This is a genomic window from Inquilinus sp. CA228 (assembly GCF_052078665.1).
Lineage (GTDB): Bacteria > Pseudomonadota > Alphaproteobacteria > DSM-16000 > Inquilinaceae > Inquilinus.
The window spans coordinates 34,718-44,471 of the sequence record NZ_JBQJIK010000071.1 but is presented as its reverse complement, the minus strand read 5'-3'; the positions used below and the strand labels follow the sequence as shown (position 1 = coordinate 44,471).

The following is a 9,754-nucleotide window of genomic DNA, read 5'->3' as shown; positions in this document are numbered from 1 at the left end:
GCCCTTGCGCTTCGCTAGTCCTTCACCGCCATCAGGCTGGACAGAGGACTTCCACCTCCAAGCTGTCGATCATGCTCGGCACACCGTAGGTTGGGTTCGCGTTGGCGAACCCAACATGCCGCCGCCGCACCATCATTGGCCATGTTGGGTTCGCAACCGCGAACCCAACCTACGAGTTGACGCGACCACCCAGGAAACCATTTGCAAATTGGTTCCCTTTGCGCTTGGCTGTTCGGCAAGACGAAGCGGCGTTGCGTGTCATGATCGGTCCTCAGGACCGCTTGGCCGGGCGTCCTCAAGCGCAACAGGGATTGGCAGATGGCTCGGAGCCGGAACGGCGGACGCAGCCTTTGGGAGACCAATGGCTGAAGTGGTTTCATCCGAAACGCGCGGCGTGTCCAATTCCAGCGTGGCGCTGGAGCGGCTGCGCGCGCTGCTGGACGCAGAGGGCGACCGCGCCGAATGGCAGTTGCCGACCGAGCGCGACCTGGCCGCCCGGATCGGAGTCGGCCGCCGCGCCGTGCGCCGGGCGCTGGAGGTGCTGGAGGCCGAGGGCCGGATCTGGCGCCACCAGGGCAAGGGCACCTTCGCCGGCCAGCGGCCGCCGGTGCAGCCGCATCTGATCGCCTCGCTGGCCGACCGCACCAGCCCGCTGGAGGTGATGGAGGCCCGGCTGCAGATCGAGCCGGCGCTGGCCCGGCTGGCGGCGCTGAAGGCCTCGCCCGACAGCATCGCCGCGCTGCGCCGGATCGAGCGCAAGACCGCGGCCAGCATGGACAGCGACGGCCACGAGCTGTGGGACAGCGCCTTCCACCGCCACATCGCCGAGACCGCCGGCAACGGCCTGCTGCTGGCACTGTTCGACTGCATCGACAAGATCCGCCAGTCGCCGTCCTGGCGCCGGCTGCGCGAGGCCGCGCGCAACCGCATCCGCCTGCGCGCCTATACCAGCCAGCATTCCGGCATCGTCGCCGCGATCGCCCGGCACGACGGCGCCGGGGCCGAGGCGGCGATGCGGCGCCACCTGCTGGCGCTGCAGGCCAATCTCGAAGCGGCGATGCATGGCGAGCCGGCGCCGCAGGATGCGGTGCAGGAGCGGACCGCCCGCCAAGGCGACAGCGCGGAGGCGGCCGATGGCCTCGGTCTCTGACGTCCGCATCGCTCCTGCCCCGGCTGTCGCCGCGGAGCCGGCGCGCGAGACCGTGCTAGAGGTGCAGGATTTCGCCCTGTCGCTATCGCTCGGCGCCAACCTGGTCGAGGGCGTGTCCTTCTCCGTCGCCCGCGGCGAGACTTTGTGCATCGTCGGCGAATCCGGCTGCGGCAAGAGCATCACCGCGCTCGGGCTGATGGGCCTGCTGCCGCCGGTGGCGAACATCACCTCCGGCACCGCCCGGTTCGAGGGCCGCGACCTGTTCAAGCTGACTGACCGGCAGCGCGCCGACCTGCGCGGCAGCCGGATGGCGATGATCTTCCAGGAGCCGATGACCAGCCTGAACCCGGCCTTCACCATCGGCGACCAGATCGCCGAGGGCATTCGCCGGCACAGGGCGGTGGGCAAGGCCGAGGCGCGCGGCCGGGCGCTGGAGATGCTGCGCCGGGTGCGCATCCCGGCACCGGAGAAGCGGTTGGACGCCTATCCGCACCAGCTGTCGGGCGGCATGCGCCAGCGCGCCATGATCGCCATGGCGCTGGCCAACGACCCGCAGCTGCTGATCGCCGACGAGCCGACCACGGCGCTGGACGTCACCATCCAGGCCCAGATCCTGGCCCTGGTCCGGCGGCTGCAGGACGAGACCGGCACCGCCATGATCCTGATCACCCATGACCTCGGCGTGGTGGCGGAGGTCGCCGACCATGTCGCGGTGATGTATGCCGGGCGGATCGTCGAATCCGGGCCGGTCGACGCCATCTTCGAGGACCCGCAGCACCCCTACACCATCGGGCTGATGGGGTCGGTGCCGTCGCTCGGCCGGCGCGAGGGGCGCTTGGCCACCATCCCCGGCACGGTGCCGCCGGCCGACCGTATGCCGCCGGGCTGCCGCTTCGCCCCGCGCTGCCCCTTCGCCGAGCCGCGCTGCACCGCCGAGGCGCCGCCGGCGAAGCTCGTCGGGCCCGACCACCACGCCGCCTGCTGGTTCGCTCCCCTGGAGCAGCATGCCGGAGGCGCCGCATGAGCGACGCCGCACTCCTCGAAGGCAGGGGCTTGGTCAAGCGCTTCGGCGGCGGCCGCAGCCTGTTCGGCGGCTCGCCGCTGGTGCATGCGGTCGACGGCGTGTCGCTGGCGATCCGGCCGGGCGAGACCTTCGCCGTGGTCGGCGAATCCGGCTGCGGCAAGTCGACCCTCGGCCGGCTGCTGCTGCGGCTGATCGAGCCGACCGCCGGCCAGGTGATGTATCGCGGCCGCGACCTGACGGCGCTGCCGCCGAAGGAGATGCGGGCGCTGCGGCGCGAGCTGCAGATCATCTTTCAGGACCCCTACGCCTCGCTGAACCCGCGCATGACGGTCGGCGACATCGTCGGCGAGCCGATCTGGCTGCACGGCCTGGGCGGCGGGACGGAGCGGCGCGACAAGGTGGCGGAGCTGCTGCGCATCGTCGGCCTGCTGCCGGAGCATGCCGGCCGCTACCCGCACGAGTTCTCCGGCGGCCAGCGCCAGCGCATCGGCATCGCCCGGGCGCTTGCCGGGCAGCCGGTGCTGATCGTCGGCGACGAGCCGGTCTCGGCGCTGGACGTCTCGATCCAGGCGCAGGTGATCAACCTGCTGGAGGAGCTGAAGGAGCGCTTCGGCCTGACCCTGGTGATCGTCGCCCACGACCTCGCCGTGATCCGGCACATGAGCGACCGGGTGGCGGTGATGTATCTCGGCGAGATCGTCGAGGAGGCGCCGGTCGACGCGCTGTTCGACGCGCCGCTGCACCCCTACACCCAGGCGCTGATGCGGGCGATCCCGGTGCCCAGCCCGGCCGGGCGCCGGCCCAAGACGCTGCTGCAGGGTGACGTGCCCAGCCCGACCGCGCCGCCGCCCGGCTGCCGCTTCCACACCCGCTGCCCGCACGCCAAGCCGATCTGCTCCGAGATCCGGCCGCAGGCGGAGGAGGCCGCGCCGGGGCGCAGCGTCGCCTGCCATTTCTGGCGCGAGATCCAGGATGCCGGGGCCGGCGCCCTGGCCGCACCGCCGACGCCGCCCAACCTGGCGACGCGGCTCGCTCTCTACCGCGCCCGCCAGGCCGCGGCCCATCCATAAGAAACCGAACAGGAGGCTCATTCCATGCGCGCACGCCCAGTTCTCGCCCTTCTCGCCGGGCTGCTGCTCAGCGGCACGGCCTATGGCCAGACCACGCTGCGGGTCGGCCTCAATGAGGATCCCGACGTGCTGGATCCGCACCGGGCCCGCACCTTCGTCGGCCGCATCGTCTTCGCCTCGCTCTGCGACAAGCTGGTCGACATCAACCCCGAGCTCGGCTTCGTGCCGAAGCTGGCGACCAGCTGGGCCTGGAGCGACGACAACCTGACCCTGACCTTCACCCTGCGTGAGGGCGCCACCTTCCAGGACGGCGAGCCGATCGACGCCACGGCGGTGAAGGCCAATCTCGACCGCGCCCGCACCCTGCCCGACAGCCTGCGCAAGAGCGAGCTGGCCTCGGTCGCCGACGTCGTCGCGGTCGACCCAAAGACGGTGGCGATCAAACTGTCGCGGCCCGACGCCACGCTGCTGGCCCAGCTGTCCGACCGCGCCGGCATGATGCTGGCGCCGAAGGCCTTCGCCGGCGACAGCTTCGGCCAGAAGCCGGTCTGCTCCGGCCCCTACAGCTTCGTCGAGCGGGTGCAGAACGACCGCATCGTGCTGCAGAAATACGCCGGCTACTGGGACGCCGCGAACTACAAGATCGACAAGGTGGTGTTCCAGCCGATCCCGGACACCACGGTGCGCCTGGCCAATCTGAAGGCCGGCGACCTGGACATGCTGGAGCGGCTGGCCCCGTCCGACGTCGAGGCGGTGAAGTCCGATCCGGAGCTGGTGTTCATGCCGGTCACCGGCATCGGCTACCAGGGCATCACCATCAACACCGGCAACGGCGACCGGTCGAAGAACCCGCTGGGCCAGGACAAGCGGGTGCGCCAGGCGCTGGAGCTGGCGATCGACCGCGACGCGATCAACCAGGTGGTCGGGGCCGGCATCTACCCGCCGGCGCAGCAGCCCTTCCCCGAGGCCAGCCCCTATCACAGCGACAAGTTCCCGGTGCGCGCCCGCGACCTGGAGAAGGCCAAGCAGTTGCTGAAGGAGGCCGGGCACGAGCGGGTGTCGTTCGAGCTGGTGTTCGGCACCGGCACCACGGCGCAGCAGATCGCCGAGCTGATCCAGGCGATGGCGTCCGAGGCCGGCTTCGACATCACGCTGCGCGCCACCGAATTCGCGGCGATGATGAAGGAAACTCAGCAGGGCAATTTCCAGGCCGAGCAGGTCGGCTGGTCCGGCCGCGTCGACCCGGACGGCAACATCCACGCCTTCGTCACCTGCAAGGGCAGCCTGAACGACGGCAAGTACTGCAACCCCGAGGTCGACAAGGCGCTCGACGCCGCCCGGCAGACGCCGGACCCGGCCAAGCGCAAGGAGCTGTACGACCAGGCCCAGGCCATCCTCGAGGACGAGCTGCCGATCATCTACACCTACTACCAGCCCTGGCCGTTCGTGCTGTCGCAGAAGGTGAAAGGCTTCACCGCCTATCCCGACGGCATGATCCGCCTCAAGGGCATGAGCATCGAGGGCTGAGGATGCTGGTGCTCTCTCCCGCCATGCTCCTTCAATCCTCCCCCCTCCCCCTCCCGCGGGGGGAGGATAGATCTGGCGTGGCGGGGAGGGCCCGCCCATGACCCGGATCATCCTGCGGCGGATGATGGTGGCGCTGCCGACCATCATCCTGGTGTCGATGCTGGTCTTCGCCTTGCAGAAGCTGCTGCCGGGCGACCCGGTGCTGACCATGGCGGGGGAGGAGCGCGACCCCGCGGTCCTGGAATATCTGCGCGACAAGTACCGGCTGAACGACCCGATCCCGGTGCAGTACTTCGCCTGGATCGGCCAGGTGGTGCAGGGCGATTTCGGCATCTCGCTGCGCACCGACGCGCCGGTGACCGAGCTGATCGCCCAGAAGCTGCCGGTGACCATCCAGCTGGCCGCCATGGCCATGGTCTTCGCCCTGCTGATCGGCATCCCTGCCGGCATCCTGGCGGCGGTGTACAAGGGCACCGCCGTCGACTACGGCGCCAATATCTTCGCCCTCTCCGGCCTGTCGATCCCGAACTTCTGGCTCGGCATCATGCTGATCCTGCTGGTCTCGGTGGAGTGGCGGCTCTTGCCCGCCTCCGGCTATGTGTCGCCGTCGCAGGACCTGTGGCTCAGCCTCAAGACCATGCTGATGCCGTCCTTCGTGCTCGGCAACGCGCTGGCGGCGACGCTGATGCGGCACACGCGGTCGGCCATGCTCGGCGTGCTGCGGTCGGACTACATCCGCACCGCCCGGGCCAAGGGCCTCCTGGGCCCCGCCGTGGTGCTGAAGCACGCCTTCCGCAACGCGCTGGTGCCGATCGTCACCCTGGTGACGCTGCTGTTCGGCGAGCTGCTGGCCGGCGCCGTGCTGACCGAGCAGGTCTTCACCATCCCCGGCTTCGGCAAGCTGATCGTCGACGCCGTGTTCAACCGTGACTATGCCGTGGTCCAGGGCGTGGTGCTGTGCACCGCGATCGGCTTCATCGCCATGAACCTGCTGGCCGACGTGCTGTACATCCTGATCAACCCGCGGCTGAGGTACCCGTCATGACCGCGCCCGCAGTCGTTCAGGGTGCTCTCGGCACCGAAGCCCCCGCCCGGAAGCGGCGCAGCCGCGGCCTGCAGAAATTCCTGCGCAACAAGAGCGCGGTGGTCGGCGCCGTGCTGGTGCTGGCCTTCGTCCTGCTCGCCATCCTGGCGCCGCTGGTGACGCCGCAGGACCCGCTGCAGACCAGCTTCACGGCGATCCGCAAGGCGCCGTCGGCCGCGCATTGGCTGGGCACCGACGATCTCGGCCGCGACATCTACACCCGCCTCGCCTACGGTGCCCGGTCCTCGCTGATGGCCGGGGTGATCTCGGTCGCCATCGCGCTGGCGGTCGGCGTGCCGTTCGGGCTGATCGCCGGCTATTACGGCGGGCTGGTCGACGGCGCCATCTCGCGCGCCACCGAGGCGATGCTGGCCATCCCGTTCCTGATCCTGGCGATCGCGCTGGCCGCCTTCCTCGGCCCCAGCCTGTCCAACGCCATGATCGCGATCGGCCTGTCGGCGATGCCGATCTTCATCCGCCTGACCCGCGGCCAGGTGCTGAGCGTGAAGACCGAGGACTATGTCGAGGGCGCCCATTCGATCGGCCTGCCGCATCGCTGGATCATCATCCGCTACATCCTGCCGAACGTGATGCCGCCGCTGATCGTGCAGGCGACGCTGACCATCGCCACCGCCATCATCGCCGAGGCCAGCCTGTCCTTCCTCGGCCTCGGCCAGCAGCCGCCGAGCCCGTCCTGGGGCTCGATGCTGAACACCGCCAAGAACTTCATGACCCAGGCGCCCTGGATGTCGATCTCCCCGGGCGGCGCGATCTTCCTGGTCGTGCTGGGCTTCAACCTGCTGGGCGACGGATTGCGCGACGCCCTGGACCCCCGCGAAAGCTGAGAGACCCAAGATGTTCACCACCCGCCCCGAACTGCTCGGCACCTTCGGCATGGTCACCTCGACCCACTGGCTCGGCAGCGCCGCCGGCATGGCCATGCTGGAGCGCGGCGGCAACGCCTTCGACGCCTGCGTCGCCACCGCCTTCGTGCTGCAGGTGGTGGAGCCGCACCTGGTCGGCCCCGGCGGCGACGTGCCGGTGGTGTTCCATTCGGCCCAGACCGGCCGGACCGAGGTGCTGTGCGGCCAGGGCCGGGCCCCGGCCGGCGCCACCATCGCCCATTACAAGGGCGAGGGGCTGGAGCTGATCCCCGGCAACGGGCTGCTGGCCACCGTCATCCCCGGTTCTTTCGGCGCCTGGATGGTGCTGCTGCGCGATTACGGCTTGCTGACCGTGCGCGACGTGCTGGAGCCGGCGATCCACTATCTCGAGGGCGGCCACCCGGTGCTGCCGCGCGTGGCCGACACCATCGCCGGCCTGAAGGACTTCTTCGAGACCGAATGGCCGACCTCCGCCGCGGTGTTCCTGCCGGGCGGGGCGGCGCCGAAGGCGAAGCAGCTGTTCCGCAACCCGGCCCTGGCCGAGACCTGGAGGCGGATCATCCGCGAGGCCGAGGCCGCCGGCGGCGACCGCGAGCGCCAGGCCGACGCGGCCTATGCCGCCTTCTATCGCGGCTTCGTGGCCGAGGCGATCGACCGGTTCGCCCGCACCACCGAGGTGATGGACGAGAGCGGCCGGCGGCATCGCGGCGTCATCACCGGCGCCGACCTGGCGGGCTGGGCCCCGCTCTACGAGCCGCCGCTGACCTACGACTATCACGGCCACACCCTGGCCAAGACCCGGCCCTGGGGCCAGGGGCCGGTGTTCCTGCAGACGCTGGCCCTGCTGAAGGACATCGACATCGCCTCGATGGGCCCGGCCAGCGCCGATTTCGTGCACACGGTGGCCGAGGCGATGAAGCTCGCCTTCGCCGACCGCGAGGCCTATTACGGCGACCCGGATTTCGTCGACGTGCCGGTCGAGGCGCTGCTGTCCGACGCCTACAACGACGCCCGCCGCGGCCTGATCGGCGCCACCGCCTCGCGTGAGCTGCGGCCCGGCCGGGTGCCCGGCTACGAGGCGCAAGTGGACCGGGTGATGGCGGTGCTGGAGCGGCTGTCCAAGGTCAGCAGCACCAGCCTGGAAACGCTGGCGGCGAGCGAGCCGACCATGGCCGACATGCTGTCGGCCCGGCGCGGCGACACCGTCCACATCGACGCGGTCGACCGCTGGGGCAACATGGTGGCGGCGATGCCGTCGGGCGGCTGGCTGCAATCCTCGCCGGTGATCCCGGAGCTCGGCTTCATGCTGAACAGCCGCTGCCAGATGTTCTGGCTGGAGCCGGACCTGCCGACCAGCCTGGAGCCCGGCAAGCGGCCGCGCACCACCCTGACCCCCTCGCTCGCGCTGCGCGATGGCAAGCCGTACATGGTGTTCGGGTCGCCCGGCGGCGACCAGCAGGAGCAGTGGCAGCTGCAGCTGTTCCTGCGCCATGTCCATCACGGGCTGAACCTGCAGGAAGCGATCGAGCAGCCGATGTTCCACACGGCGCATTTCCCGAGCTCCTTCTACCCCCGCGAGCGCAAGCCCGGCCATCTGCTGGCTGAGGAGAGCTTCGGGCCCGAGGTGCTGGCCGAACTGCGCCGCCGCGGCCACGCGCTGGAGGAGGCGCCGGCCTGGACCGTCGGCCGCCTGGTCGCCGCCGCCCGCGACCCCGACGGCCTGCTGCACGCCGCCGCCACGCCGCGGCTGATGCAGGCCTACGCCGCGGGGCGCTGAGGATGGAGGCCCCTCCTCCCCCGCGGGTCAGGGAGGAGGCAGGCCGCCCTACTCCGCCAGGTCGCGCATGACCTTGATCAGGTCGGACTTGCCCTCGAAGCCGATGCCCGGCAGGTCGGGCATCACGATGTGGCCGGCCTCGACCCGCACCCCGTCCGGGAAGCCACCATAGGGTTGGAACAGGTCCGGGTAGCTCTCATTGCCGCCGAGGCCGAGGCCGGCGGCGATGTTCAACGACATCTGGTGCCCGCCATGCGGGATGCAGCGCGACGGCGACCAGCCGAGTTGCGCCAGCACATCGAGGGTGCGGAGATACTCCACCAGACCGTAGGACAGGGCGCAGTCGAACTGCAGCCAGTCGCGGTCCGGCCGCATCCCGCCATAGCGCAGCAGGTTGCGCGCATCCTGATGCGAGAACAGGTTCTCGCCGGTCGCCATCGGCCCCGGATAGAACTCCGACAGCGCCGCCAGCAGCGCATAGTCCAGCGGGTCGCCGGCCTCCTCGTACCAGAACAGCGGATAGTCGCGCAGCATCCTGGCATAGGCGATGGCGGTCTCGAGGTCGAAGCGGCCATTGGCGTCGACCGCCAGCCGTGCCCCGCTGCCGATCTCCGCCAGCACGGCCTCGATGCGGCCGCGATCCTCGGCGATCGGGGCGCCGCCGATCTTCATCTTGACCACGGTGTAGCCGCGGTCGAGATAGCCGCGCATCTCCGCCCGCAAGGCCGAATTGTCCTTGCCGGGGTAGTAGTAGCCGCCGGCGGCATAGACGAACACGCGCGGGTTGGCCTCGCGGCCCTTGCGCTGCGCCAGCAGGCGGAACAGCGGCTGGCCGGCGATCTTGGCGACCGCGTCCCACACCGCCATGTCGAGCGTGCCGACGGCGACCGAGCGCTCGCCATGCCCGCCGGGCTTCTCATTCGCCATCATCGCCGCCCAGATCCGGTGCGGGTCGAGATTGCCGCCCTCGTCGTCGAGCAGGCCGGCCGGGTCGGCCGCCAGGATCCGGTCGCGGAAGCGCTCGCGGATCAGGCCGCCCTGGCCGTAGCGCCCGTTCGAGTTGAAGCCATAGCCGACCACCCGGCGGCCGTCGCGCACGACATCCGTGACCACGGCCACCAGGCTGGCGGTCATCTTGGAGAAGTCGATATAGGCGTTGCGGATCGGGGAGGCGATCGGCTTGGTGACCTCGACGACGTCGACGATGCGCATGCTTTTCCTTTCGTGTCGCAGCGGTG

At 70.3% G+C, this 9,754-nt stretch carries 8 protein-coding genes; 7 read left to right on the top strand and 1 reads right to left on the bottom strand.

Annotation, left to right across the window (positions count from 1 at the left end):
- Nucleotides 1-394 precede the first annotated feature (394 nt).
- The 7 genes from ACTOWL_RS28835 to ACTOWL_RS28805 all read left to right on the top strand — a co-directional run bounded on the left by ACTOWL_RS28835 (nucleotide 395) and on the right by ACTOWL_RS28805 (nucleotide 8,516).
- A complete protein-coding gene (locus ACTOWL_RS28835; RefSeq protein WP_441324730.1) occupies nucleotides 395-1,150 on the top strand; it encodes a FadR/GntR family transcriptional regulator in 756 nt (251 codons plus the stop codon).
- Entirely contained in the window at nucleotides 1,134-2,174 is a 1,041-nt protein-coding gene (locus ACTOWL_RS28830; protein ID WP_441324729.1) for an ABC transporter ATP-binding protein, read from the top strand. Before ACTOWL_RS28835 ends, ACTOWL_RS28830 begins: the two co-directional genes overlap by 17 nt.
- Nucleotides 2,171-3,244: an ABC transporter ATP-binding protein gene (locus ACTOWL_RS28825; protein ID WP_441324728.1), complete on the top strand. Its 1,074-nt coding sequence runs from the start codon at nucleotides 2,171-2,173 to the stop codon at nucleotides 3,242-3,244. Before ACTOWL_RS28830 ends, ACTOWL_RS28825 begins: the two co-directional genes overlap by 4 nt.
- 24 nt (nucleotides 3,245-3,268) lie before the next feature.
- Nucleotides 3,269-4,771: an ABC transporter substrate-binding protein gene (locus ACTOWL_RS28820; RefSeq protein ID WP_441324727.1), complete on the top strand. Its 1,503-nt coding sequence runs from the start codon at nucleotides 3,269-3,271 to the stop codon at nucleotides 4,769-4,771.
- Between the two features lie 97 nt (nucleotides 4,772-4,868).
- Complete coding sequence (locus ACTOWL_RS28815; RefSeq protein ID WP_441324726.1) at nucleotides 4,869-5,816, top strand: ABC transporter permease; 948 nt, start codon at nucleotides 4,869-4,871, stop codon at nucleotides 5,814-5,816.
- Entirely contained in the window at nucleotides 5,813-6,700 is an 888-nt protein-coding gene (locus ACTOWL_RS28810) for an ABC transporter permease (RefSeq protein ID WP_441324725.1), read from the top strand. Before ACTOWL_RS28815 ends, ACTOWL_RS28810 begins: the two co-directional genes overlap by 4 nt.
- A gap of 10 nt (nucleotides 6,701-6,710) precedes the next feature.
- Entirely contained in the window at nucleotides 6,711-8,516 is a 1,806-nt protein-coding gene (locus ACTOWL_RS28805; protein WP_441324724.1) for a gamma-glutamyltransferase family protein, read from the top strand.
- Between the two features lie 48 nt (nucleotides 8,517-8,564).
- Here ACTOWL_RS28805 and ACTOWL_RS28800 read toward each other — a convergent pair whose 3' ends face one another.
- On the bottom strand, nucleotides 8,565-9,728 hold the full coding sequence (locus ACTOWL_RS28800) for a mandelate racemase/muconate lactonizing enzyme family protein (RefSeq protein WP_441324723.1): 1,164 nt from the start codon (nucleotides 9,726-9,728) through the stop codon (nucleotides 8,565-8,567).
- Nucleotides 9,729-9,754: the final 26 nt, after the last annotated feature.

Coding starts and splice junctions, on each gene's coding strand:
- ACTOWL_RS28830 (WP_441324729.1), top strand. CDS start 1,134: ATGGCCTCGGTCTCTGACGTCCGCATCGCTCCTGCCCCGGCTGTCGCC.
- ACTOWL_RS28825 (WP_441324728.1), top strand. CDS start 2,171: ATGAGCGACGCCGCACTCCTCGAAGGCAGGGGCTTGGTCAAGCGCTTC.
- ACTOWL_RS28820 (WP_441324727.1), top strand. CDS start 3,269: ATGCGCGCACGCCCAGTTCTCGCCCTTCTCGCCGGGCTGCTGCTCAGC.
- ACTOWL_RS28815 (WP_441324726.1), top strand. CDS start 4,869: ATGACCCGGATCATCCTGCGGCGGATGATGGTGGCGCTGCCGACCATC.
- ACTOWL_RS28810 (WP_441324725.1), top strand. CDS start 5,813: ATGACCGCGCCCGCAGTCGTTCAGGGTGCTCTCGGCACCGAAGCCCCC.
- ACTOWL_RS28805 (WP_441324724.1), top strand. CDS start 6,711: ATGTTCACCACCCGCCCCGAACTGCTCGGCACCTTCGGCATGGTCACC.
- ACTOWL_RS28800 (WP_441324723.1), bottom strand. CDS start 9,728: ATGCGCATCGTCGACGTCGTCGAGGTCACCAAGCCGATCGCCTCCCCG.